Origin of the sequence: Klebsiella sp. YJ, assembly GCF_002108615.1 — a bacterium.
Classification (GTDB): Bacteria; Pseudomonadota; Gammaproteobacteria; order Enterobacterales; family Enterobacteriaceae; genus Klebsiella; species Klebsiella planticola.
In genome coordinates, this window is the sequence record NZ_MTEG01000004.1 from 198,090 (window position 1) to 223,582 (window position 25,493).

The 25,493-nt window shown below is 55.4% G+C and carries 22 protein-coding genes and 1 other RNA gene; 17 read left to right on the forward strand and 6 right to left on the reverse strand.

Translation table 11 applies throughout. The features are described from left to right. Nucleotides 1–5: 5 nt before the first annotated feature. Entirely contained in the window at nucleotides 6–584 is a 579-nt protein-coding gene (locus BV390_RS05085; protein ID WP_004858708.1) for a lipoprotein, read from the reverse strand. A gap of 427 nt (nucleotides 585–1,011) precedes the next feature. Between BV390_RS05085 and bolA the strand changes: the two genes are divergently transcribed. From bolA to BV390_RS05140, 9 genes are all read left to right on the forward strand, one after another. Then, entirely contained in the window at nucleotides 1,012–1,329 is a 318-nt protein-coding gene (bolA, locus tag BV390_RS05095) for a transcriptional regulator BolA (RefSeq protein ID WP_015585028.1), read from the forward strand. A 342-nt stretch (nucleotides 1,330–1,671) separates the two neighbouring features. Further along, nucleotides 1,672–2,970, forward strand: coding sequence for a trigger factor (gene tig / locus BV390_RS05105; RefSeq protein WP_032696539.1), 1,299 nt, complete (start codon nucleotides 1,672–1,674; stop codon nucleotides 2,968–2,970). 359 nt (nucleotides 2,971–3,329) lie between these two features. Then, complete coding sequence (gene clpP / locus BV390_RS05110) at nucleotides 3,330–3,953, forward strand: ATP-dependent Clp endopeptidase proteolytic subunit ClpP (RefSeq protein ID WP_004858713.1); 624 nt, start codon at nucleotides 3,330–3,332, stop codon at nucleotides 3,951–3,953. Nucleotides 3,954–4,085: 132 nt separating this feature from the next. Beyond that, on the forward strand, nucleotides 4,086–5,360 hold the full coding sequence (clpX, locus tag BV390_RS05115) for an ATP-dependent protease ATP-binding subunit ClpX (protein ID WP_004858716.1): 1,275 nt from the start codon (nucleotides 4,086–4,088) through the stop codon (nucleotides 5,358–5,360). 183 nt (nucleotides 5,361–5,543) lie between these two features. Further along, on the forward strand, nucleotides 5,544–7,898 hold the full coding sequence (gene lon / locus BV390_RS05120) for an endopeptidase La (RefSeq protein ID WP_004858717.1): 2,355 nt from the start codon (nucleotides 5,544–5,546) through the stop codon (nucleotides 7,896–7,898). A 207-nt stretch (nucleotides 7,899–8,105) separates the two neighbouring features. Continuing rightward, nucleotides 8,106–8,378 (forward strand): nucleoid-associated protein HU-beta, encoded by a 273-nt coding sequence (gene hupB / locus BV390_RS05125; protein WP_002444653.1) that lies wholly within the window; start codon nucleotides 8,106–8,108, stop codon nucleotides 8,376–8,378. Between the two features lie 213 nt (nucleotides 8,379–8,591). Beyond that, the gene (gene ppiD, locus BV390_RS05130; protein ID WP_085396661.1) at nucleotides 8,592–10,466 is read left to right on the forward strand and encodes a peptidylprolyl isomerase; all 1,875 of its coding nucleotides are present in this window, start codon (nucleotides 8,592–8,594) and stop codon (nucleotides 10,464–10,466) included. 148 nt (nucleotides 10,467–10,614) lie between these two features. Continuing rightward, nucleotides 10,615–10,983: a helix-hairpin-helix domain-containing protein gene (locus BV390_RS05135; RefSeq protein ID WP_032696537.1), complete on the forward strand. Its 369-nt coding sequence runs from the start codon at nucleotides 10,615–10,617 to the stop codon at nucleotides 10,981–10,983. A gap of 110 nt (nucleotides 10,984–11,093) precedes the next feature. Continuing rightward, a complete protein-coding gene (locus BV390_RS05140; protein WP_032696536.1) occupies nucleotides 11,094–11,495 on the forward strand; it encodes a YbgC/FadM family acyl-CoA thioesterase in 402 nt (133 codons plus the stop codon). A 215-nt stretch (nucleotides 11,496–11,710) separates the two neighbouring features. On the opposite strand, the gene queC is transcribed toward BV390_RS05140, so the two are convergent. Together queC and BV390_RS05150 are read right to left on the reverse strand one after the other, a co-directional pair. Continuing rightward, nucleotides 11,711–12,406, reverse strand: a complete 696-nt coding sequence (queC, locus tag BV390_RS05145; RefSeq protein WP_032689231.1) for a 7-cyano-7-deazaguanine synthase QueC — start codon at nucleotides 12,404–12,406, stop codon at nucleotides 11,711–11,713. 66 nt (nucleotides 12,407–12,472) lie between these two features. Continuing rightward, nucleotides 12,473–14,173, reverse strand: a complete 1,701-nt coding sequence (locus BV390_RS05150) for an SgrR family transcriptional regulator (protein ID WP_085396662.1) — start codon at nucleotides 14,171–14,173, stop codon at nucleotides 12,473–12,475. Nucleotides 14,174–14,997: 824 nt separating this feature from the next. On the opposite strand from BV390_RS05150, the gene cof reads away from it, so the two are divergent. After that, nucleotides 14,998–15,816, forward strand: a complete 819-nt coding sequence (cof, locus tag BV390_RS05155; RefSeq protein WP_032689229.1) for an HMP-PP phosphatase — start codon at nucleotides 14,998–15,000, stop codon at nucleotides 15,814–15,816. 44 nt (nucleotides 15,817–15,860) lie between these two features. On the opposite strand, the gene BV390_RS05160 is transcribed toward cof, so the two are convergent. Continuing rightward, nucleotides 15,861–16,913 (reverse strand): PLP-dependent cysteine synthase family protein, encoded by a 1,053-nt coding sequence (locus tag BV390_RS05160; RefSeq protein ID WP_032689228.1) that lies wholly within the window; start codon nucleotides 16,911–16,913, stop codon nucleotides 15,861–15,863. Nucleotides 16,914–17,028: 115 nt separating this feature from the next. Between BV390_RS05160 and BV390_RS05165 the strand changes: the two genes are divergently transcribed. The 5 genes from BV390_RS05165 to amtB all read left to right on the forward strand — a co-directional run bounded on the left by BV390_RS05165 (nucleotide 17,029) and on the right by amtB (nucleotide 22,974). Continuing rightward, on the forward strand, nucleotides 17,029–17,487 hold the full coding sequence (locus BV390_RS05165) for an Lrp/AsnC family transcriptional regulator (protein WP_004858739.1): 459 nt from the start codon (nucleotides 17,029–17,031) through the stop codon (nucleotides 17,485–17,487). 42 nt (nucleotides 17,488–17,529) lie between these two features. Then, entirely contained in the window at nucleotides 17,530–19,302 is a 1,773-nt protein-coding gene (locus tag BV390_RS05170; RefSeq protein WP_032700685.1) for a SmdA family multidrug ABC transporter permease/ATP-binding protein, read from the forward strand. Next, the gene (locus BV390_RS05175) at nucleotides 19,295–21,073 is read left to right on the forward strand and encodes a SmdB family multidrug efflux ABC transporter permease/ATP-binding protein (RefSeq protein WP_085396663.1); all 1,779 of its coding nucleotides are present in this window, start codon (nucleotides 19,295–19,297) and stop codon (nucleotides 21,071–21,073) included. The genes BV390_RS05170 and BV390_RS05175 overlap by 8 nt, the downstream gene beginning before the upstream one ends. 242 nt (nucleotides 21,074–21,315) lie before the next feature. Beyond that, nucleotides 21,316–21,654 (forward strand): P-II family nitrogen regulator, encoded by a 339-nt coding sequence (gene glnK / locus BV390_RS05180; RefSeq protein WP_004858743.1) that lies wholly within the window; start codon nucleotides 21,316–21,318, stop codon nucleotides 21,652–21,654. 33 nt (nucleotides 21,655–21,687) lie between these two features. Next, on the forward strand, nucleotides 21,688–22,974 hold the full coding sequence (amtB, locus tag BV390_RS05185; RefSeq protein ID WP_032689240.1) for an ammonium transporter AmtB: 1,287 nt from the start codon (nucleotides 21,688–21,690) through the stop codon (nucleotides 22,972–22,974). 97 nt (nucleotides 22,975–23,071) lie between these two features. On the opposite strand, the gene tesB is transcribed toward amtB, so the two are convergent. After that, nucleotides 23,072–23,935 carry an acyl-CoA thioesterase II gene (gene tesB, locus BV390_RS05190; RefSeq protein WP_032696530.1) on the reverse strand — a complete coding sequence of 288 codons (864 nt, stop codon included), beginning with the start codon at nucleotides 23,933–23,935 and terminating at the stop codon, nucleotides 23,072–23,074. A gap of 219 nt (nucleotides 23,936–24,154) precedes the next feature. On the opposite strand from tesB, the gene BV390_RS05195 reads away from it, so the two are divergent. Then, nucleotides 24,155–24,667 (forward strand): YbaY family lipoprotein, encoded by a 513-nt coding sequence (locus tag BV390_RS05195; RefSeq protein WP_032689225.1) that lies wholly within the window; start codon nucleotides 24,155–24,157, stop codon nucleotides 24,665–24,667. Nucleotides 24,668–24,705: 38 nt separating this feature from the next. Here the strand turns inward: BV390_RS05195 and BV390_RS05200 are convergent, their stop codons facing one another. Further along, on the reverse strand, nucleotides 24,706–25,017 hold the full coding sequence (locus BV390_RS05200; protein ID WP_032689224.1) for an MGMT family protein: 312 nt from the start codon (nucleotides 25,015–25,017) through the stop codon (nucleotides 24,706–24,708). 268 nt (nucleotides 25,018–25,285) lie between these two features. On the opposite strand from BV390_RS05200, the gene ffs reads away from it, so the two are divergent. Next, nucleotides 25,286–25,382: signal recognition particle sRNA small type (gene ffs, locus BV390_RS05205), an RNA gene on the forward strand. Nucleotides 25,383–25,493 lie beyond the last annotated feature (111 nt).

Sequence of the window (25,493 nt, forward strand, 5' to 3'; positions counted from 1 at the left end):
AACGATCAACGCGCGTTTTGCTTGATGAAATCATGAATGCTGGTGTCCTGCGCCATATCGGCGATGGTATCGGTCAGGACGCTGTTCACTGCATTGGCGATATTCTGGTTAGAAGCCTGGAAGGCGCCTTCAACAGAGTAGCTTGCGCGATAGTTTTTGGTCATTTTGGTGCCGTTCGCGGCAGTGGCGATAATCGCGATATCTGCTTTCGTGGCGATGTTGTAGCGCACGTTGCCCTGTGAAACGTCGGCATACAGTTTGTTGACGATGATCTGCAGATCGACCGCGCCGTTCGGCCCAATCATATAACCGCGCGCGGTCATTTGTTTTTCCAGCACTTCCTGCAGCAGGAAGCGCAGATCGCGAGAGGCGGTCAGCGTAACCTGTTGGTTATCGCGGGTGACCTTCGCCAGCGCCTGATCCGGACGCTGATCCGCACCGTTAATGCTGACGGTGACGCCCATCAGACTTGGGTCCTGCTGCGGCAGGCTCATTTTCGGCGATACATCAATGGTGGTCGGAGGCGTCGCGCATCCTGCCAGCATAAACATCGCGACCAGCGGGAAAAGAATTTTCTTAAACATGTTCAGGGTCTCAGCGCATGGTGTTGTTATACCCGTCATACTTCAGGCAACGGTTGCGTTAGCGGCTCTTGTTCGCCCTCGTCACTCGCTTCAGCAAGCGCCTGAGGACTCTCCCGTTTGTAGCCTTTCCGTCGCGCAAATTTATTTCGGGTCATTGAGGAAAATTACCGCCATCATAACATCGCCAACGGCGAGGGGAAGTGGCAACGCATGTAAATTCATCGCGTTGTACATTTTATCGCCGTCTCCCATTTTTATCGCGATCCAGGCGGACGTTCTGGGGGAGAGAGTAAGTAAACTTGATACTTTTGAATGAAAATATCAGAACAATGCTAATTTTTTGTTGTTTTCCCCTAATGGAAGCGGTAAAAGCGGCTAACATTTAAAAGGAATGGCGGCATCTCAGCGTTGTCGGAGGAGAAAATTCATGATGATACGTGAACAGATCGAAGCAAAACTTAGGGCAGCGTTCGACCCCGTGTATCTCGAAGTCGTGGATGAAAGTTATCGCCACAATGTCCCGGCTGGCTCTGAAAGTCATTTTAAAGTGGTGTTGGTGAGCGATCGTTTCACCGGCGAGCGTTTTCTGAACCGTCACCGTATGATCTACGGTACGCTGACTGAGGAGCTGTCGAGCACCGTGCATGCGCTGGCGCTGCATACCTATACGATTAAAGAGTGGGAAGGGCTTCAGGACACGGTATTTGCATCTCCTCCTTGTCGCGGTGCGGGAAGTATCGCCTAGAAATCGTATTTGCAACCGCGGGAACTTTTCCAGTATGTTGCGTGAAGATTTATTAAAAAACGGCCTACGGGCCGTTTTGTTTTGTCTGAAAATGTGTGCAGTGGGCGCTTTTAAAGGCAAATTTGCGCGGGAAATGTGAAAAATGCCGCAGCAGTGGGCGACAACCGTTCTCGACTCACAAAAGTGATGCCGCTATAATGCCGCGTCTTATATGAATGTCTTCGGGATGATTCTGGCGACAGGGAATGTGTTTCTGATTGAAGAGGGCATCCCGGTTCTGCGAAGCAACGTACACGCGCTTCCAGAGTTGACCGAGCACTGTGATTTTTTTGAGGTAACAAGATGCAAGTTTCAGTTGAAACCACTCAGGGCCTTGGGCGCCGTGTAACGATTACTATCGCCGCTGACAGCATCGAGAATGCTGTCAAAAGCGAGCTGGTCAACGTGGCGAAAAAAGTTCGCATTGACGGCTTCCGTAAAGGGAAAGTGCCGATGAATGTTGTTGCTCAGCGTTATGGCGCATCCGTTCGCCAGGACGTGCTGGGCGACCTGATGAGCCGTCATTTCGTTGACGCGATCATCAAAGAGAAAATCAATCCAGCCGGCGCACCGAACTACGTTCCGGGCGAATACAAGCTGGGTGAAGACTTCACCTACGCGGTAGAGTTCGAAGTTTATCCGGAAGTTGCTCTGCAGGGTCTGGAAACTATCGAAGTTGAAAAACCGGTTGTTGAAGTGACCGAAGCTGACGTCGACACCATGCTGGACACTCTGCGTAAGCAGCAGGCTAACTGGAAAGACAAAGATGGCGCTGTTGATGCAGAAGACCGTGTAACCATCGACTTCACCGGTTCTGTTGACGGCGAAGAGTTCGAAGGCGGCAAAGCGTCTGACTTCGTACTGGCGATGGGCCAGGGTCGTATGATCCCAGGCTTTGAAGACGGTATTAAAGGCCACAAAGCGGGCGAAGAGTTCACTATCGATGTGACCTTCCCGGAAGAATACCACGCAGAAAACCTGAAAGGTAAAGCGGCTAAGTTCGTTATCAACCTGAAGAAAGTTGAAGAGCGCGAGCTGCCGGAACTGACTGCTGAATTCATCAAACGTTTCGGCGTTGAAGATGGTTCTGTCGAAGGTCTGCGCGCTGAAGTGCGCAAAAACATGGATCGCGAGCTGAAAGGCGCCGTGCGTAACCGCGTGAAGTCTCAGGCTATCGAAGGTCTGGTTAAAGCGAACGACATCGACGTGCCGGCTGCCCTGATCGACAGCGAAATCGACGTTCTGCGTCGTCAGGCTGCTCAGCGTTTCGGTGGCAATGAGAAGCAGGCTCTGGAACTGCCGCGCGAACTGTTCGAAGAGCAGGCTAAACGCCGCGTAGTTGTCGGTCTGCTGCTGGGCGAAGTCATTCGCACCAACGAGCTGAAAGCTGACGAAGAGCGTGTTAAAGGCCTGATCGAAGAGATGGCTTCCGCTTACGAAGATCCGAAAGAAGTTGTTGAGTTCTACAGCAAAAACAACGAACTGATGGACAACATGCGTAACGTCGCGCTGGAAGAGCAGGCTGTTGAAGCCGTTCTGGCAAAAGCGAAAGTGTCTGAAAAAGCCACTACCTTCAATGAACTGATGAACCAGCAGGCGTAATTTCGCCCCGCGGTTTAAAGTTCAGGTAAAACCCGTTGCCGAGAGGCGGCGGGTTTTTTTTTATCGCAGCAATAGCTTCACGATGAGTGCGAAAACGCGATATCAATGATAGCGTTACGACAAAAGCTTGTTATGCTTGAATTATGGTTGCATCGTCCCCACTACGAGGAGACGAAACTGCACGCGTGAAATCATGCATAATGACGAAGCGTATCTGTCGGGAGTGGTTCAGGTTGCGGGCGTAAGGCCGATATTCAGGTAATTTGAACGATGACGGACAGAAGACTCTGGCTGATAATCCGTCCATAAGGTTACAATCAGTGCGGCAGGTTTATTCAAAATTAATCCAGGAGACGGAAATGTCATACAGTGGCGAACGAGATAACTTTGCACCCCATATGGCCCTGGTGCCGATGGTCATTGAACAGACCTCGCGCGGTGAACGTTCTTTTGATATCTACTCCCGTCTGCTCAAGGAACGCGTCATCTTTCTGACCGGCCAGGTGGAAGACCACATGGCGAATCTGATCGTGGCGCAGATGCTTTTTCTGGAAGCAGAGAACCCGGAAAAAGACATTTATCTGTACATTAACTCTCCGGGCGGGGTGATCACCGCCGGGATGTCGATTTACGACACCATGCAGTTCATCAAGCCTGACGTGAGCACCATTTGTATGGGCCAGGCGGCTTCGATGGGCGCGTTCCTGCTGACCGCAGGGGCAAAAGGCAAGCGTTTCTGCCTGCCGAATTCCCGTGTGATGATCCACCAGCCGCTGGGCGGCTATCAGGGTCAGGCGACGGATATCGAAATTCACGCCCGCGAGATCCTGAAAGTGAAAGGGCGGATGAATGAACTGATGGCACACCATACGGGTCAATCCCTTGCGCAGATTGAGAACGACACCGAGCGTGACCGTTTCTTGTCAGCCTCCGAAGCGGTGGAATACGGCCTGGTCGATTCCATTTTGACCCATCGTAATTGATGCCCCTGGCGCAAGGGGGCCGCTATACTTGTCTGGAGTAGGGCGGCACAACGCTTATCAGCGACTTGCGCCTGAGAATGGCATTTGCGTCGTCGTGTGCGGCACAAAGAACTTAATAAGAGGTTTGGACTCATGACAGATAAACGCAAAGATGGTTCGGGCAAACTGTTGTATTGCTCTTTTTGCGGCAAAAGCCAGCATGAAGTGCGTAAGCTGATCGCCGGGCCATCCGTGTATATCTGCGACGAATGCGTTGATTTATGTAACGACATCATTCGCGAAGAGATTAAAGAAGTCGCGCCGCATCGTGAACGCAGTGCGCTGCCGACTCCGCACGAAATCCGCCACCACCTGGACGATTACGTTATCGGTCAGGAGCCGGCGAAAAAAGTGCTGGCCGTTGCGGTATACAACCACTACAAACGCCTGCGCAATGGTGATACCAGCAACGGTGTTGAGCTGGGTAAAAGTAACATTCTGCTGATCGGGCCGACAGGTTCCGGTAAAACGCTGCTGGCGGAAACGCTGGCGCGTCTGCTGGATGTGCCGTTCACCATGGCTGACGCCACCACCCTGACCGAAGCGGGTTATGTCGGTGAAGACGTCGAAAACATCATTCAGAAGCTGTTGCAGAAATGCGACTACGACGTACAAAAAGCGCAGCGCGGTATCGTGTACATCGATGAAATCGACAAAATTTCCCGTAAATCGGATAACCCGTCGATTACCCGCGATGTCTCAGGTGAAGGCGTGCAGCAGGCGCTGCTGAAGCTTATCGAAGGGACCGTTGCCGCGGTACCACCGCAGGGCGGGCGTAAACATCCGCAGCAGGAGTTCTTGCAGGTTGATACCTCCAAGATTCTGTTTATCTGCGGCGGCGCGTTTGCCGGTCTGGATAAGGTCATTTCCCATCGTGTTGAAACCGGTTCAGGTATTGGTTTCGGCGCGACGGTAAAAGCCAAATCTGACAAAGCGAGCGAAGGCGAGCTGCTGTCTCAGGTTGAGCCGGAAGATCTGATCAAATTTGGTCTGATTCCAGAGTTCATCGGTCGTCTGCCGGTTGTCGCAACGCTGAATGAGCTGAGCGAAGAAGCGCTGATTCAGATCCTGAAAGAGCCGAAAAATGCCCTGACCAAACAGTATCAGGCATTGTTCAACCTGGAAGGCGCTGAACTGGAGTTCCGCGATGAAGCGCTGGACGCGATCGCCAAAAAAGCGATGGCGCGTAAAACCGGCGCTCGTGGTCTGCGCTCCATTGTTGAAGCCGCGCTGCTCGATACCATGTACGATCTTCCATCAATGGAAGACGTGGAAAAGGTGGTCATCGATGCTTCTGTTATCGACGGCCAAAGCAAACCGTTGCTGATCTATGGCAAACCGGAAGCGCAGCAGGCGTCTGGTGAATAATTAGCCAACTTGCTCAAGCAGTTAACAAAAAGGGGGGATTTTATCTCCCCTTTTATTTTTCCTGCATTCCCGCCGTTGAATGTGTGGAATACATCCCCATATACTGGATTACATATTAACGGCGTCGCGATGACGAGTCGTGCCGCTGGCTACCTGGCGGACTTTAAACTAAGAGAGAGCTCTATGAATCCTGAGCGTTCTGAACGCATTGAAATCCCCGTATTGCCGTTGCGCGATGTGGTGGTTTATCCGCACATGGTCATACCCCTGTTTGTAGGGCGGGAAAAATCTATCCGTTGTCTTGAAGCGGCTATGGACCATGATAAAAAAATCATGCTGGTTGCGCAGAAAGAAGCTTCGACGGATGAGCCGGGTGTAAATGATCTTTTCACCGTCGGGACCGTGGCGTCAATTTTACAGATGCTGAAGCTGCCTGATGGCACCGTCAAAGTGCTGGTTGAAGGCCTGCAGCGCGCGCGTATTTCTGCACTGTCTGATAACGGCGAGCATTTTTCAGCGAAAGCGGAGTACCTGGAATCGCCGGCGATCGACGAACGCGAGCAGGAAGTGCTGGTGCGCACCGCGATCGGTCAGTTTGAAGGCTACATCAAGCTGAACAAGAAAATCCCACCGGAAGTGCTGACGTCGCTCAACAGCATCGACGATCCTGCGCGTCTGGCTGATACCATTGCTGCGCACATGCCGCTGAAGCTGGCAGATAAGCAGTCCGTCCTCGAGATGTCCGACATTAACGAACGTCTGGAATATCTGATGGCGATGATGGAATCGGAAATCGATCTGCTGCAGGTTGAGAAGCGTATTCGCAACCGCGTGAAAAAGCAGATGGAAAAGTCTCAGCGTGAGTACTATCTGAATGAGCAGATGAAAGCCATCCAGAAAGAGCTTGGCGAGATGGATGACGCGCCGGACGAGAACGAAGCGCTGAAGCGCAAGATCGACGCGGCAAAAATGCCGAAAGAGGCGAAAGAAAAAACCGAAGCGGAACTGCAAAAGCTGAAGATGATGTCGCCGATGTCGGCAGAAGCGACCGTCGTACGCGGCTACATCGACTGGATGGTGCAGGTGCCGTGGAGCGCGCGCAGCAAGGTCAAAAAAGATCTGCGTCAGGCTCAGGAGATCCTCGATACCGACCATTACGGCCTGGAGCGCGTGAAGGATCGTATCCTTGAGTATCTCGCAGTGCAGAGCCGTGTCAACAAGCTGAAAGGGCCGATTCTGTGCCTGGTTGGACCGCCGGGGGTGGGTAAAACCTCGCTGGGTCAGTCCATCGCTAAAGCGACCGGACGTAAGTACGTGCGTATGGCGCTGGGCGGCGTGCGTGATGAAGCGGAAATCCGCGGTCACCGCCGTACCTATATTGGCTCAATGCCGGGCAAACTGATCCAGAAAATGGCGAAAGTGGGCGTCAAAAACCCGCTGTTCCTGCTTGATGAGATCGACAAAATGTCCTCCGACATGCGCGGCGATCCGGCTTCAGCGCTGCTGGAAGTGCTGGATCCTGAACAGAACGTGGCGTTTAACGACCACTATCTGGAAGTGGACTACGATCTGAGCGATGTCATGTTTGTGGCGACCTCTAACTCCATGAACATTCCGGCGCCGCTGCTGGATCGTATGGAAGTGATTCGTCTTTCCGGTTATACCGAAGACGAAAAACTGAACATCGCCAAACGTCACCTGCTGTCTAAGCAGATTGAGCGTAATGCGCTGAAGAAAGGCGAGCTGACCGTAGAGGACAGCGCGATCGTCGGGATTATTCGCTATTACACCCGTGAAGCGGGCGTGCGTGGGCTGGAGCGTGAAATTTCCAAGCTGTGCCGTAAGGCGGTTAAACAGCTGCTGCTGGATAAATCACTGAAGCACATCACGATTAATGGCGATAACCTGCATGATTTCCTTGGCGTGCAGCGCTATGACTACGGTCGTGCGGATAGCGAAAACCGCGTCGGCCAGGTCACCGGTCTGGCATGGACGGAAGTGGGCGGCGATCTGCTGACCATCGAAACCGCCTGTGTGCCGGGCAAAGGCAAGCTGACCTATACCGGTTCGCTGGGCGAAGTGATGCAGGAGTCTATTCAGGCTGCGCTGACCGTGGTACGTTCGCGTGCGGATAAGCTGGGGATTAATTCGGATTTCTACGAAAAACGTGATATTCACGTTCACGTTCCGGAAGGGGCGACGCCGAAAGACGGTCCGAGCGCCGGTATCGCGATGTGTACCGCGCTGGTCTCCTGTCTGACGGGGAATCCGGTACGCGCTGACGTCGCGATGACGGGGGAAATTACCCTGCGTGGTCAGGTGCTGCCAATCGGCGGTCTGAAGGAAAAACTGCTGGCGGCACATCGCGGCGGCATTAAGACTGTTCTGATTCCTGATGAAAATAAACGTGACCTTGAAGAAATTCCAGATAACGTTATTGCCGATTTAGATATCCATCCGGTGAAACGAATCGAAGAAGTTCTGACACTTGCGTTGCAGAACGAACCATTCGGCATGCAGGTCGTCACGGCAAAATAGTGATTTCGCGCAAATAGCGCTAAGAAAAGTGGGGCTGGGAAGTAAATTCGTACTTGCCAGCCTTTTTTTGTGTAGCTAACTTAGATCGCTGGCAGGGGGTCATCTACAACTCTGTTGTAAGGGCATGACAGTCCTGATATAACTGCTGCGCGGTCGCACCACGAAGGATTCTGGTGCGATATAAATTATAAAGAGAGGAAGAGAACAGTGAATAAATCTCAACTGATTGACAAAATTGCTGCGGGTGCGGACATTTCTAAAGCTGCAGCCGGACGTGCGTTAGATGCTTTAATTGCTTCTGTTACTGAATCTCTGCAGGCTGGGGATGACGTTGCGCTGGTCGGGTTTGGTACCTTTGCTGTGAAAGAGCGCGCTGCCCGTACTGGTCGCAACCCGCAAACAGGTAAAGAAATTACCATCGCTGCTGCCAAAGTACCGGGTTTCCGTGCCGGTAAAGCGCTGAAAGACGCGGTAAACTGATCGGCTTCCCATCAGGGAATGTGACGAAGTACAAGGGCGCATCGCGAGATGTGCCTTTTTTATTTGCCCGGAACCCGACTTTATGTGTGTTTGTACGCACTTGTGGGCTGACAATCACCCCATTTTCTTGTCAAAATAGGTCCTCACGCGCGGCAGCCATCACGTGCTATGCTGCGCGAGCTAAAGTCATCTACAGCGGAGCGTTGTTACACCATGATGGACAACCTACGCACGGCCGCCAATAGCGTCGTGCTCAAGATTATTTTCGGTATCATCATTATCTCGTTCATTTTGACCGGGGTGAGTGGTTACCTGATTGGCGGCAGTAACAATTATGCCGCGAAAGTTAACGACCAGGAAATTGGTCGCTCACAGTTTGAAAATGCCGTTGCCAGCGAACGTAACCGTATGCAGCAGCAGCTTGGCGATCAGTTCTCTGAACTGGCGGCCAACGAAAACTACATGAAAACCATGCGTCAGCAGGTGCTGAACCGTCTGATTGACGAGTCGCTGCTTGACCAGTACGCCCGCGAACTTGGACTGAGCGTCAGCGATGCTCAAGTCAAACAGGCTATCTTCCAGACTCAGGCTTTCCAGACTGACGGCAAATTTGATAACGAACGTTTTAGCGGTATCGTGAATCAAATGGGCATGACCACCGATCAGTACGCGCAGGCGCTGCGCAACCAGCTGACGACTCAGCAGCTGATTAATGCGATTGCCGGTACCGACTTTATGCTGTCCGGTGAATCCGATCAGCTGGCTGCGCTGGTATCCCAGCAACGCGTAGTGCGTGAAGCCACCATCGATGTCAACGCACTGGCGGCGAAGCAGGCGGTGACCGATGAGGAAGTCAACGCTTACTACCAGCAAAACCAGGCCCGTTTCATGGCGCCGGAGCAGTTCCGCGTGAGCTACATCAAAATGGATGCAGCAGGCATGCAGGAGAACGCTTCTGACGAAGAAATCCAGTCCTGGTATGATCAGCATCAGGATCAGTTCACGCAGCCGCAGCGTAACCGCTACAGCGTGATTCAGACCAAGACCGAAGCCGATGCCCAGACCGTTCTGGATGAGCTGAAGAAAGGGACCGATTTCTCCACCCTGGCGAAAGAAAAATCTACCGACATTATCTCCGCCCGCAACGGTGGCGATATGGGCTGGATGGACGATGCCGCAACGGTACCAGAGCTGAAAAATGCCGGTCTGAAAGAAAAAGGCCAGCTTTCTGGCGTGATCAAATCTTCCGTTGGTTTCCTGGTTGTCCGTCTTGATGATGTTCAGCCGGCGAAGGTTAAACCGCTGGCCGAAGTTCGCGATGATATCGCGGCGAAAGTGAAGCAGGAAAAAGCGCTGGATGCTTACTACGCGCTGCAGCAGAAAGTGAGCGATGCAGCCAGCAATGATAACGAATCGCTGGCCAGCGCCGCACAGGCTGCGGATGTGAAAGTCAGCGAAACCGGCTGGTTTGGGCGTGACAATCTGCCAGAAGAGCTGAACTTTAAACCGGTCTCCGATGCTATCTTCAACGGCGGTCTGGTGGGCGAGAACGGTACGCCGGGCAGCAACTCCGATATCATCACCGTCGATGGCGATCGCGCATTTGTTCTGCGTATCAGCGAGCACAAAGCGGAAGCCGTGAAGCCACTGGCGGACGTGAAAGCACAGGTTATCGATATCGTAAAACATACCAAAGCTGAACAGCAGGCGAAGCTGGATGCAGACAAGCTGCTGGCCGCGCTCAAAGATGGCAAAGGTGACGAGGCGATGAAAGCCGCGGGTTTAAGCTTCGGCCCGGCGCAGACGCTGGCACGTACCGGTCAGGATCCCTTGAGCCAGGCGGCGTTTGCTCTGCCGCTGCCGCAGCAGGGTAAACCTGTCTACGGTATGGGGAGCGATATCAAAGGCAACGTGGTGCTGCTGGCGCTGGATGAAGTGAAAGCCGGCGACATGCCGGAAGCGCAGAAAAAAGCCATGGTTCAAGGCATCACGCAGAACAATGCTCAGATTGCTTTCGAAGCGCTGATGAGCGACCTGCGTAAGTCCGCGAAAATTAAACTCGGCGATGCTATCGACCAGCAGCAATAATTTCGTGACGCTTCGCAAAAATCAGTAACCTGATGTAATCCTCAAAGGCCGCTTTCGCGGCCTTTTCCATTTCTGCGGTTTGTCTTTTGTACTCCTTTTCCACTCTCGCTATTGTGACCTTGCTGTCTACAAACAAGGAGATAACAGCATGAAACGTGGATTGAAAACGCTTATTGCCGCCGCCGTACTGGTTTGTGCGGCAGGACATCAGGGTGTACTTGCCGCCCCTTCCAGCGGGAAGACGTCGGCGACGGCAAAAGAGAGCGTACAGACGCCGCAGGCGAAAGCGCCTGATGTGTTAAATGCGACTGAGAATGATGGCATCAGGGTAAGTATCAATAACGCCAGCGCAGAAGAGCTGTCAAAGGCTCTGAATGGCGTCGGTCTGAAGAAAGCGCAGGCTATCGTAAGCTATCGCGAAGAGTACGGGCCATTTAAAACCGTTGACGATCTTAAGCAGGTCCCGGGGATGGGTCACTCGCTGGTGGAGAGAAACCTGTCACATCTGAAGCTGTAAATTTTCAGTACAAGTTTGCACAGTCGTTATTATTTGCCAGAATGAAGAGGTCACTTAAGTGGTGTGACCTCTGACCTCAATACAACAATGCAAGATAAGGCATGTACGCTATGCAGACACAAATCAAAGTTCGCGGCTATCATCTCGACGTCTATCAGCACGTCAATAATGCGCGTTATCTGGAGTTTCTCGAAGAGGCGCGTTGGGACGGCCTGGAAAGCAGCCCGGCTTTTCACTGGATGACCGCACGCAACATCGCTTTTGTGGTGGTAAATATCAATATCAACTATCGACGCCCGGCGGTACTAGGCGATGTGCTTACCGTCACCAGCAAACTGGAACAGCTGAACGGAAAAAGCGGAACGTTAAGCCAGGTGGTAACCCTTAACCCTAACGGCGAGGTGGTAGCCGATGCGCTAATCACCTTTGTCTGCATCGATCTGAAAACGCAGAAGGCGCTGCCGCTGGAGGGTGAACTGCGCGAGAAACTGCTTCAGCTGGAGCCTTGCTGACGGGCCAGTCGGAGGAGTATGTCCCGGATGCGCTGCCGCGCATCTGTCTCAGCTAACGGTCATAGAGAAAATGCCGGGTGGCGGCTGAGGCCTTACCCGGCCTACGGTTCGTTGCGGACTGGTTACTGGAATTGCGCTGACCGGCTACGGGCTTGATGCTATGCGCAGATCTTGCAGGCCCGGTAAGGCCTCAGCCGCTACCGGGAAGCCACCGGTTACTGTAGTCCGGTTTTGTGTTTCATCACTGCCATAATACCCGGCCGATCGGCCTCGTACTGGCTTAGCCCGTTGGCGCGCAGGTTACAGGCCGCACACTGTCCGCAGCCGTCGCCTTTAATGCCGTTATAGCAGGTCAGGGTTTCATGGCGCACCAGTGCTAACTGGCCCCAGTAATCGGCTAAGGCCCATGTCTCGGCTTTGTTAAGCCACATCAGCGGCGTCTCGAAACGAATATCTTTTGCCATTCCGAGGCTGACGGCATGGTGCAGTGCTTTCACGAACTCGTCACGGCAGTCCGGGTAGCCGGAAAAATCGGTTTCGCACACGCCGGTAATGATCGCTTCCGCCTTAACCTGGTAGGCGTAAATCGCCGTCAGGGTTAAAAACAGGATATTACGCCCGGGAACGAAGGTATTCGGGATACCGCTGGCTTCCGGCTCATAGTCCGGCACCGGGATGTTATCGCGGGTCAGGCTGCTGACGGCAAGCTCGTTAAGCAACGTCACGTCGAGCACCTTATGGGCAACGGCGCCCAGCTTTAACGCCAGAGAGCGAGCGACGTCAATTTCCGCGCGGTGGCGTTGGCCATAATCAAAAGTGACGCAGTGCACTTCATCGTACTGTTGCAGAGCCTGCACCAGGCAGGTCGTTGAATCTTGTCCTCCGCTGAAGACAACTACGGCGCGTTTCATGGCAATTCCTGACAATCAAAGTGAAAGCGATATGGTAGCGCCTGACGGGCGCGGCGACCAGCTTCATCACGGCGACGATGCCGGTAGCCAGGCGCTGGCGAAATCAAACCAGCCTCGGGCGTTAAGCTGCAGGCCGTTTACGCCTGGCGGGGCGCTGATGCGATAATTGTAATTAAATAGCGGCGTCATGATGGCATCGTCCATCAGGATATTGAAGACATTGCGCAACGCTTCGTTGCGGCTGCGTTCTTCAGGCTGCGCCTGGACGGCATCGAGGGTGGCCTGCAGATGAGCATACTGTGCTCCGGTCAATAAATGAGGCCACATCGTATCGCAGCGCAGCCACTGTTCCAGCGTGTATTCCGGGGCTTCGCCGATCAGCCGATCGCCCATGACCAAATCCGCCTGCGCCAGCTCCTGGCAACCGTGCCAGTTTTTGGCGTCGTGAAAAATGAGTTTCAGTTCACAGCCGAGAGCGGCAAGCCGTAGGCGAAGCTGTTCTGCCATCGTGTGCAGTTCGACCGGCAGGTGATACAGCAGCGTAAGCTGTTCAGGCAGAGGAACATCCTGATTCTCTGGCCCCAGGGGAATGGTCCAGCCGGGCAATACCTCGTTGCTGGGGGTAATCAAATCTTCGTCAAGCGGAAGTGTCTTCAGCAGTGAAGAGCGGTGAATAAGCGATACCAGACGTTGCGCCTGAGCTTTGCTGAGGCGAGGGCTTTGCCGCAGCGCCAGGTAGCAAAACCCGAGGCTGATGCTATTGCTGACCTGACGTAGATTTGCCAGCTTATCCGGATCGCCAATGGTAATCTGCACCGGGTGGCGGCAGCTGGTGCCCAGATTGTGCTCAAACAGCTGGGGGGCTATCCAGTACTCCACCGCCTGGATCAGCGGATGGTTCAGATGATAGCGCGGATGATTCTCCAGCCGCACCAGCTCCGGGCTGAACAGTTTCAGACGGAACGGCCCGCTACCGACCGTTGGTTCATCGGGGTGCGCCAGTACGCTGCCGTCGCTGGCGAGGCGGAACGGTAGCCAGTAATCCGGGCGATGCAGCGTAATCGTCAGACACTGCGCATGGGTGACATCGATCCGGTTAATGTTGGCAAACAGGGTGCGCAGGGCGGGCAGCTCCAGCAACATCAGCAGCCGCCGCTGAAGCTGTGGCGTTTCTATCGGATCGCCATTATGCCAGAACAGCGTTGAGCGGATATAAAACTGCCAGCGCAGGCCGTCCGGCGATACCTGCCAGTGATGGGCTAAATCACCGACCGGAGCGCTGCTTTGCGCCCCGAAGCGCGTCAGACCGGAAAAAATTTGCCCGGCAAGATGTTGTTCGGCGCGGCCGGGTAAAAAACCCGGCTGCAGCGCCTCAAGCGGGCGATAGTAGGGAATGCGCAAAGTCGGCGTATTGTTTTGCCACTGACCGCCAAGAAAAGGCGAAAGCAGCGCCTTCAGCTCTTCCGTCGCCAGCTGAGCCAGCTCAAGTGCGTTTTTCTGCTGGCCTTGACTCAGCGCCAGCTCCATCATCTCATTACGTAAGGCTTCCGGCGCGGTGTGAAAAACCAGCGTGCCGCGTTTTCCGCGCCCGGGAGTCGCCTGCCAGCTCAACCAGCCGGCCTCCTGAGCCTGACGAAGCAGCGTTCGAATATGGCGCTCGCTGCAAAAACAGCGTTCTGCCAGCTCGCTCACGGTCACCTGCTGTGGCGCGCCGGAGGAGGGGAGCCACAGGCGCTGGTACTGGTTCAGCCTGTTCAGTAATCTCATATACACTTCATCCTTCAACCTGCCTCTGCGTTGGCTACGCTTGCTCACCCCGGTCACTTACTGGAGTAAGCTCCCGGGGATTCGCGCACTTGCCGCCTTGATGCAGGCTGAATGATTTTGTGTATATTCACCCCACCTGGCAAGGCTGCCTCTGTGCTGCTCGCGCTTGCTTACCCCGGCTACTTACTGGAGTAAGCGCCCGGGGATTCGCGCACTTGCCGCCTTGATGCAGGCTGAATGATTTTGTGTATATTCACCCCACCTGGCAAGGCTGCCTCTGTGCTGCTTGCGCTTGCTCGCCCCGGCTACTTACTGGAGTAAGCGCCCGGGGATTTGCGCACTTGCCGCCTTGATGCAGGCTGAATGATGTTGTGTATATTCACCCCACCTGACAAGGCTGCCTCTGTGCTGCTTGCGCTTGGTCACCCCGGCTACTTACTGGAGTAAGCGCCCGGGAATTCGCGCACTTGCCGCCTTGATGCAGGCTGAATGATGTTGTGTATATTCACCCCACCTGACAAGGCTGCCCCTGTGCTGCTCGCGCTTGCTTACCCCGGCTACTTACTGGAGTAAGCGCCCGGGGATTCGCGCACTTGCCGCCTTGATGCAGGCCGAATGATTTTGTGTATATTCACCCCACCTGACAAGGCTGCCCCTGTGCTGCTCGCGCTTGCTCACCCCAGTTACCCGAGCGGCCCTTCGGGGCCTGCGCGAGTGCGGTTTATAAACCCGGAACAATAAAATTTATCTATTCACTATTACTTCCGTATATCTCAGGCAATACTGGAACTCAAGTAAAACTCACCGTGCTTTTGGGAGCTCACATGGCAAGACTCGCTGCTTTTGATATGGACGGTACGCTGCTGCTGCCGGACCATCGTCTGGGAACGTCAACGCTCTCAGCGCTGAAGCGCCTGCGCGATCGTGACATCACCCTGACCTTTGCCACGGGACGCCATGCGCTGGAAATGCGCCACGTCATCGGTGAGTTCTCGCTGGATGCCTACTTAATTACCGGCAACGGTACGCGGATTCATGCGCTGGATGGAGAAGAGTTGCATCGCAGCGATCTCGATCCTGGCGTCGCCGAAGCGGTGCTCCACCGTCGCTGGGACACGGCGGCCAGCATGCACGTCTTTAATGACGGTGGCTGGTTTACCGGGCAGGAGATGCCCGAATTGCTGAAAGCGCATATTTTCAGCGGCTTTCGCTATCAGATTTCCGATCCCCGGCGGATGCCGACGGATAACGTCACCAAAGTCTGCTTCTGCGGCGATCACGACGATCTCCAGCGGCTCAACGTTCAGCTGGCTGAAGCACTCGGGGATCGCGCGCATATTTGTTTTTCAGCGTTCGACTGCCTGGAAGTGCTGCCGAATGGTTGTAATAAAGGCGCTGCGCTGGCGGTACTTAGCCAGCATCTGGGCCTGTCGATGCAGGATTGTATGGCGTTTGGCGACGCCATGAACGACCGCGAAATGCTCGGTAGCGTCGGGCGCGGGGTCATTATGGGTAACGCTATGCCGCAGCTCAAAGCGGAACTGCCGCATTTGCCGGTTATTGGAGACTGCCGCCATGAAGCGGTCTCCCATTTTTTAACTCATTGGCTGGATAATCCCGATCTTCCTTATTCCCCCGAATAAACAGACCCTTCCAGCAAGCCAGGCACCACGGTGTCTGGCTTTTTTTATTGTGTATTCACCATCGCCGCGATTTTTGCCTGCCACGGAGTGATATCGCCGATCTGACTCGCGACCCACTGCGGGTTGTAATAGCTTTCCAGATAGCGTTCGCCGCTATCGCACAGCAGTGTGACGATAGAACCGGTACGCCCCTCAGCGCGCATACGCACGGCAAGCTCAAGCACGCCCCACATATTGGTGCCGGTGGAGGCGCCGACTTTGCGACCAAGCAGCGTTTCCAGCCACAGGGCGGTGGCGACGCTGGCCGCGTCCGGCACCCGCAGCATCTCATCGACGACGTCAGGAATAAATGATGGCTCGACGCGCGGACGACCGATACCTTCTATTTTGCTTCCTACCGGGCTGCGCAGGCCGGCATCGCGGCTCTGCCAGTAGTCGAGGAACACCGAGTTTTGCGGATCGACGACCAGCAGCTGAGTATCATAGCCCTGACAGCGGATATAGCGGCCAATCGTGGCCGATGTCCCGCCGGTCCCTGCACTCATCACGATGTATGAGGGCTGCGGATGCGGTTCATGGGTCATCTGCCGGAAGATGCTGTCGGCAATATTGTTATTGCCGCGCCAGTCCGTTGCTCGTTCAGCGAAGGTAAACTGATCCATATAATGGCCGTTCAGTTCGCGAGCCAGTCTCTCGGAGGCGGCATAGATTTCGCACGCGCTCTCGACGAAGTGACAGCGACCGCCATAAAACTCAATCTGCTCAATTTTACGTTTTGCCGTACAGGAAGGCATGACGGCGATAAACGGCAGACCGAGCAGACGCGCAAAGTAGGCTTCAGAAACCGCCGTCGAGCCGGAAGAGGCTTCGATAATCGTCGTCCCTTCTTTAATCCAGCCGTTACACAGGCCGTAAAGGAACAGCGAGCGCGCCAGGCGGTGTTTCAGGCTGCCGGTAGGATGGGTGCTCTCATCCTTCAGGTAGATCTGAATACCCGGGAACCCGGGCAGCGCCAGGCGAATAAGGTGCGTGTCGGCGGAACGCTGATAATCGGCGTTGATTTCACTGATTGCATGTTTTACCCAGGCGCTATTCATCGTCATTTCCTGTTTGTCATTTTGTGCCCAGCTTAGCGGAAGCGTGAGGAAAAATTGTTGCTATTTAGCCTTTCAATTACAATGAAGGGAGAAAATTTTTCTCCAGAGGTGCCCTGTGTTAGATAAAATTGACCGTAAGCTGCTTTCTTTGCTGCAAACTGACTGCACCCTCTCTTTGCAGGCGCTGGCTGATGCCGTTAATCTGACCACCACGCCCTGCTGGAAACGGCTGAAGCGGCTGGAAGATGAGGGGATCCTGCTCGGGCGCGTGGCGCTGCTGGATGCCGAAAAGCTTGGGCTCGGTCTGACGGCATTTGTGCTGATTAAGACCCAGCATCACAGCAGCGACTGGTACTGCCGTTTCGTCAGCGAAGTCACGCAGATGGCGGAAGTCCTCGGCTTCTGGCGTATGGCGGGAGAGTATGATTACCTGCTGCGAGTGCAGGTGGCGGATATGAAACGCTACGATGATTTTTATAAACGGTTGGTGAACAGCGTACCCGGGCTGTCTGATGTCACTTCGAGTTTCGCGATGGAACAGATAAAATACACCACTGCCTTACCTATTGATTAACGGCGTTTGCCGCGACGATTTATACACTCAGGATTTAACTGCTTGCGATTATTTGCTCAACTTAGCTGGTACTTCCGTCGGGAGTGGCGCCGTTATCTCGGTGCGATTGCCCTGCTGGCCATTATCGCCGTTTTACAGCTGATTCCGCCAAAGGTGGTGGGAATCGTGGTTGACGGCGTCACCAGACAACATTACACCGCGGAGAAGGTGTGGATGTGGATCGGCGCGTTAGTCCTGATCGCGGTGATGGTCTATCTGCTGCGCTACGTCTGGCGCGTGCTGCTTTTTGGCGCCTCTTATCAGCTGGCGGTGGAGCTACGGGAGGACTTTTATCGTCAGCTCAGCCGTCAGCATCCGGCCTTTTACCTGCGCCACCGCACCGGCGACCTGATCGCGCGCGCCACCAACGATGTTGATCGGGTGGTCTTTGCCGCGGGGGAAGGGGTGCTGACGCTGGTGGACTCTATGGTAATGGGCTGTGCGGTGTTGATCGTGATGTCAACGCAAATCAGCTGGCAGCTCACTCTGCTGGCGCTGTTGCCGATGCCGGTGATGGCTCTGGTTATCAAGCGTAACGGTGATGCGCTCCATGAACGCTTCCGCGTCGCGCAGGCGGCATTCTCCAGCCTGAACGATCGTACTCAGGAGAGCCTGACCAGCATTCGCATGATTAAGGCCTTTGGCCTGGAGGACCGGCAATCGGCGCAGTTTGCTGCCGATGCGGCGGATACCGGCAGGAAAAACATGCGTGTGGCGCGCATTGATGCGCGCTTTGATCCGACTATCTATATTGCGATTGGCACGGCTAACCTGCTGGCAATCGGCGGAGGGAGCTGGATGGTGCTGCAGGGCAGTATGACCCTTGGCCAACTGACCAGCTTTGTGATGTATCTCGGTTTGATGATTTGGCCGATGCTGGCGCTGGCATGGATGTTTAACATCGTAGAACGCGGCAGCGCGGCCTACAGTCGGATCCGCACGATGCTTGAAGAGGCGCCGACCGTCAACGATGGTCATGAGCTGGCCCCGGAAGGGCGCGGTGCGCTTAGCGTCGCCGTACGCGAATTTATCTATCCGCAGGCGAATAAGGCCTCGCTGGAGAAGGTCAACTTCGTGCTCCAGCCAGGGCAAATGCTGGGCATTTGCGGGCCAACCGGCGCAGGGAAAAGTACGATTCTGGCGCTGATTCAGCGCCACTTTGACGTCACGCAAGGGGATATTCGCTTCCATGATATTCCGCTGACGCGGCTGCAGCTCGATAGCTGGCGCGCCCGGCTGGCGGTCGTGAACCAGACGCCGTTCCTGTTTTCCGACACTGTCGCCAACAACATCGCGCTCGGCAGGCCCGATGCGACGCCGGAGCAAATTGAGCATGTTGCGCGGCTGGCCAGCGTACACGACGATATTCTGCGCCTGCCGCAGGGATATGAAACGGAAGTCGGCGAACGCGGCGTGATGCTGTCCGGCGGGCAAAAACAGCGCATTTCCATCGCCCGCGCGCTGTTGCTGGAAGCGGAGATTCTGATTCTTGACGATGCGCTGTCGGCGGTGGATGGCCGGACCGAGCATCAGATATTGCATAATCTGCGGCAGTGGGGAGAGGGGCGAACGGTTATTATCAGCGCCCATCGCCTGTCGGCACTGACTGAGGCCAGCGAGATTCTGGTGATGCAGCATGGTCATATTGTCCAGCGCGGTCGTCACGATGGACTGGTGGCGCAGCCCGGCTGGTATCGCGATATGTATCGCTATCAACAGCTGGAAGCGGCGCTGGACGATGCGCCGCAGGATCAAGAGGAGGCCGCTGATGCGTAGTTTTTCCGAGCTCTGGCCGACTTTAAAACGGCTGCTGGCCTACGGTTCCCCGTGGCGTAAACCGCTGATTATTGCGGTGGTGATGATGTGGATTGCCGCGGCCGCCGAGGTCAGTGGTCCACTGCTGATCAGCTACTTTATCGATAATATGGTGGCGAAGAACTCCGTGCCGCTGAAGCTGGTCTGCGGTCTTGCCGCGGCCTATCTCGGCCTGCAGATCCTCGCAGCGACTCTGCACTATAACCAGTCGCTGCTGTTTAATCGCGCCGCCGTTGGCGTGGTGCAGCAGCTGCGCAGTGATGTGATGGATGCTGCGCTGCGCCAGCCGCTGAGCGAATTTGATACCCAGCCGGTCGGACAGCTCATCTCTCGCGTCACCAACGATACGGAAGTGATCCGCGATCTGTACGTCACGGTGGTGGCGACGGTACTGCGTAGCGCGGCGCTGATTGGCGCTATGCTGGTGGCGATGTTCAGCCTTGACTGGCGCATGGCGCTGGTGGCGCTGACGATTTTCCCGGCGGTGTTGATCGTGATGATGATTTATCAGCGCTACAGCACGCCGATCGTACGTCGGGTGCGGGCCTGGCTGGCGGATATCAACGACGGCTTTAATGAAGTCATCAACGGCATGGGCGTTATCCAGCAGTTCCGCCAGCAGGCGCGTTTCGGCGAGCGGATGCGTGAAGCCAGCTATGCGCACTATCTGGCGCGGATGCAAACGCTGCGCCTCGATGGTTTCCTGTTGCGCCCGCTGCTGAGTCTGTTCTCAACCCTGGTGCTCTGCGGGCTGCTGATGCTGTTCGGATTTAGCTCGGCGGGCACAATTGAAGTCGGGGTGCTGTACGCCTTTATCAGCTACCTGGGGCGCCTGAATGAGCCGCTGATCGAGCTGACGACCCAGCAGTCGATGCTTCAGCAGGCGGTCGTCGCCGGCGAGCGCGTTTTCGAATTGATGGATCGCCCGCGCCAGGCGTGGGGGCAGGACAGTGCGCCGCTGCGCAGCGGCACGGTGTCGATTGAGAATCTCTCTTTTGCTTATCGCGGCGATCGTCTGGTGCTGCAGGACATTAACCTGGATATTCCGTCCCGTGGTTTTGTGGCGCTGGTCGGTCATACCGGCAGCGGTAAAAGCACCCTGGCCAGCCTGATGATGGGCTACTACCCGCTGAGCAAAGGGGAAATTCGTATCGACGGTCGTCCGCTCGCTTCACTGAGCCACAGCGCCTTGCGCCAGGGCGTCGCCATGGTGCAGCAGGATCCGGTGGTGCTGGCGGATACCTTTTATGCCAACGTCACGCTCGGTCGCGATATCAGCGAGGCGCAGGTCTGGGAGGCGCTGGAGTCGGTGCAGTTGGCAGAACTGGCGCGCGGGATGAGCGAGGGGATTTATACGCAGCTGGGCGAGCAGGGGAATAATCTCTCGGTGGGACAGAAGCAGCTGCTGGCGCTGGCGCGGGTGCTGGTGGATACCCCGCAGATTTTGATTCTCGATGAAGCGACGGCGAATATCGATTCCGGCACCGAACAGGCGATTCAGCAAGCGCTGGTCAAAGTTCGTCAGCACACCACGCTGGTGGTGATTGCGCATCGTCTGTCGACGATTGTTGAGGCCGACACCATCCTGGTGCTCCACCGTGGTCAGGCCGTCGAGCGTGGCAATCATCAGCAGTTGCTGGCAGCAAAAGGGCGCTACTGGCAAATGTATCAGCTGCAGCTGGCTGGTGAAGAGCTGGCTGCCAGCGCGCAGGAAGAGTCGCTTATTGCCTGATGCACTATAAGCAAGCAGTCGTGCTGGCGCGGTTTAGCATGGTGCAAAAATGCAACGCCTGATGCACTGAAATGGTGCGTTTTGGGCGGTGGTCGGCGCTTTTCCGCTATCTTCTGCCACCGTTCTTCTGTTTTCTTCGTTAAAAGGGCCGCTATGCGGCCCTTTTTCATTTCTGGCATAGCCCTTGCTTTATTCCCTGTGTGTTAGCTGCTGCCATTACGAATTCAGAGCGGAGGGGACTTATGAAGCTGGTTACCGTGGTAATCAAACCATTCAAACTGGAAGATGTGCGTGAAGCGTTATCTTCCATCGGCATTCAGGGCCTGACGGTCACTGAGGTAAAAGGGTTTGGCCGTCAGAAAGGCCACGCCGAGCTGTACCGTGGTGCCGAATACAGCGTCAATTTTCTGCCAAAGGTGAAGATTGATGTCGCGATTGCCGACGATCAGCTTGATGAGGTCGTTGATGTGATTAGTAAAGCGGCCTACACCGGAAAAATTGGCGATGGCAAAATTTTTGTCGCCGAGTTGCAACGCGTTATTCGCATCCGCACCGGCGAAGCCGACGAAGCGGCACTGTAACGTCCAGACCACACAGTGATGGGGATCGAGAAAATGAAAATAGCAACAATGAAAACGGGTCTGGGTTCGCTGGCACTGCTTCCGGGGCTGGCGATGGCCGCACCGGCAGTGGCAGATAAAGCCGACAACGCCTTTATGATGATTTGCACCGCGCTGGTGCTGTTTATGACCATTCCGGGCATTGCGCTGTTCTATGGTGGCCTGATTCGCGGTAAAAACGTGCTCTCTATGCTGACCCAGGTCATCGTCACCTTTGGGCTGGTATGCGTGCTGTGGGTGGTTTATGGCTACACCCTGGCGTTTGGTACCGGCGGCAGCTTCTTCGGCAGCTTCGACTGGGTATTATTGAAAAACATTGAGCTGAAAGCGCTGATGGGAACCTTCTATCAGTACATCCACGTCGCTTTCCAGGGCTCCTTCGCCTGCATCACCGTTGGCCTGATCGTGGGCGCGCTGGCTGAACGTATTCGGTTCTCCGCGGTGCTGATTTTCGTCGTCGTCTGGATGACGCTCTCCTATGTGCCGATTGCACACATGGTATGGGGCGGTGGTCTGCTGGCGACGCACGGCGCGCTGGATTTTGCCGGCGGTACCGTGGTGCATATCAACGCCGCCGTGGCCGGTCTGGTTGGCGCCTATATGATGGGCAAACGCGTTGGCTTTGGCAAAGAAGCGTTCAAACCGCATAACCTGCCGATGGTCTTCACCGGTACGGCAATTCTGTATGTTGGCTGGTTTGGCTTTAACGCCGGTTCCGCGAGTGCGGCGAACGAAATTGCCGCGCTGGCTTTCGTCAACACCGTTGTGGCGACCGCCGCGGCTATTCTGGCCTGGACCTTCGGCGAATGGGCGACCCGCGGTAAACCTTCTCTGTTAGGTGCCTGTTCCGGGGCGATTGCCGGTCTGGTTGGCGTTACCCCGGCATGTGGTTACATCGGCGTAGGCGGCTCACTGATTGTGGGTATCGCCTCCGGTCTGGCGGGTCTGTGGGGCGTAACGGTTCTCAAACGCTGGTTGCGTGTTGATGACCCGTGCGATGTGTTCGGCGTACACGGTGTCTGCGGTATCGTGGGCTGTATCCTGACCGGTATCTTTGCCGCAACCTCTCTGGGCGGCGTTGGCTACGCGGAAGGCGTCACCATGGGCCATCAGCTGCTGGTGCAGCTGGAAAGTATCGGTATCACTATCGTCTGGTCCGGCATTGTGGCCTTCATCGGTTATAAAGTGGCGGATATGACCGTAGGTCTGCGTGTTCCGGAAGAGCAGGAGCGCGAAGGTCTGGACGTCAACAGCCACGGCGAAAACGCCTACAACGCCTGATAAATTGAGTCACTCCAGTAGCAGCAAAGCCTCCCGACGGGAGGCTTTTTTTCGTCAGGAGGGACAACATCAGATGTTACCCGTCGCGCATAACTCCTTACGCGTTACGGTTGCGCATGACCCCTTCCTGCACCGTTGACGCCACAAGCGTGCCATCCTGAGTATAAAACTCACCGCGAACGAAGCCCCGGGCGCTGGAGGCAGAAGTGCTCTCAACGCTGTACAGCAGCCAGTCATTAATGTTGAACGGGCGATGGAACCACATCGAGTGGTCGATCGTCGCCACCTGCATCCCCGGTTCCAGGAACCCGACGCCGTGTGGCTGGAGCGCTACCGGCAGGAAATTGAAATCGGAAGCGTAGCCCAGCAGGTACTGATGGATGCGAATATCCTCCGGCACCGCGCCGTTGGCGCGGATCCACACCTGACGGGTCGGTTCTGCAACGTGGCCCTTCAGCGGGTTGTGAAACTCAACCGGGCGGATTTCCAGCGGTTTGTCGCTGAGGAACTTATCTCTGGCCTGCGGCGGCAGCAGGTGCGCCAGCTTGCGCGCGATGTCGGTTTCGGAAGGCAGAGCATCCGGCGCAGGGGCGGTCGGCATCGATTTCTGGTGCTCATAGCCGGGCTCTGGCGCCTGGAAGGAGGCGGTCATATAAAAAATGGGTTTCCCGTTTTGAATGGCCGCCACCCGACGGGCGCTGAAGCTGTTGCCATCGCGCAGTACTTCGACGTCATAAATAATCGGTTTCTGGCTATCGCCAGGGCGCAGGAAATAGCTGTGGAATGAATGGATCAGACGCTCGGCAGGCACGGTTTCTTTCGCCGCGTACAGCGCCTGACCGACGACCTGGCCGCCAAAAACCTGACGTAAGCCCAGATCTTCACTCTGCCCGCGGAATAACCCTTCTTCAATTTTTTCCAGATTCAATAATGCCAGCAGATTGGTTAGTGCCTGACTCATATTTACCCTCAATCAATGATAACTGCCTTGCGCAGTGCGTATTGAGGCCAAGTATAACCTGGAATCGCAAGTGGTCCGATGGGTGTAATAATCTGAATAAAGGGTCATTTGCAGGAAGAGAACTGAGATCTGTGCCACACTTATCCACGATGCCAATGTTACTGCTCGCCAGTCGGCAGGACATACTCCTGCAAGTAAAGGGATGAAAAGGAGAACATAATGAAATTTGCCTATATGTTAAGTGCTTTAGCCGTTGCAACCGCTTTGACCGCCTGCGCGAATAATCACAGCGCCACGACAGCCAATAAGGCGGCTGCCCCCGATCCATATGGCATTGCGTCACTGACTTCTTCGCAGCAGCAGCCTAATGTATCAGGGACTATCTCGATCCGGCAGAGAGTCGCCCTACCGCCGGATGCGGTACTGACAGTCACCTTATCGGATGCGTCGCTGGCCGATGCACCGGCGCATGTCCTGGCGCAGAAAACGGTTCGCACCGAAGGCCAGCAGCCGCCGTATAACTTTGTCCTGCCGTACAACCCGGCGGATATCAAACCGAATGCCCGCATTTTGCTGAGCTCGGCCATTACGGTTAACGGTCAGATGATGTTTATCACCGATACCGTGCAGACGGTGGTGAATGGGGGTGGGAACCGGGCCGACCTGATTCTGGTGCCGGTACAGCAGACGGCCGTACCGGTCGCCAGCAGCGATGCCCCTGCCGCGCAGTAACCCATCTATGCCCCTGCCGAGGGGCATTTTTTTTATCTTCAGTAAATCCAGCGATAGTGCTGCAGATCGATATGGCCGCTGCCGGACACCTGGACACCTTCAGCCAGCAGCGCCTGGCGCTGGCGCTGCAAATCCGGGCCAGTAAGGGAAATGTCGCCGTGGCGATTGACCACCCGGTGCCAGGGAAGCGTGGAACCTTCAGGCAGGCGCTTGAGGACCCCGCCAACCTGGCGCGCCGCACGAGGTGAACCCGCCAGCCGTGCTATATCGCCATAGGTGGCGACGTAACCTTGCGGAATTGAGGCCACAATTTGCCAGACCCGCCGGGGAAAAGTGTCGTGAGAATCCATCGTGCGTCCTGTAAACCGGGAAAGGCTCAGAATAAGCGCTGACCGAGTGGCTGTACAGCGTCGGGGCTATCCAGGTTTCACGACCGTGGAAGCGAACGTCGCAAGCGGAGGCGACGCAGCGTTGCCGGTCTTGCCAGGGGTGTACAGGAAGCTTTTCGCCCGGCGCTGCACAATAAACCAGCATCCGGTTGGGGTTAGCTTGCAATTCGTCGGTCCAGTAGGGATAATGCGGCTGCGCGTTGGATAACGACGCTCTCAATGGGGGCTCTGTTGGTTCTCCCGCAACGCTACTCTGTTTACCAGGTCAGATCCGGAAGGAAGCAGCCAGAGCAGACGACGTGTGTGCCGGGATGTAGCTGGCAGGGCCCCCACCCAATTCTGGGGATCCCTGTTTCTTTCTTTGTTTTTCTCATGCTCCTGCACACAGCAAAAAAACCGCTTTCGCATCCTGGATGTTGGACTGCTTTTCCCTGATT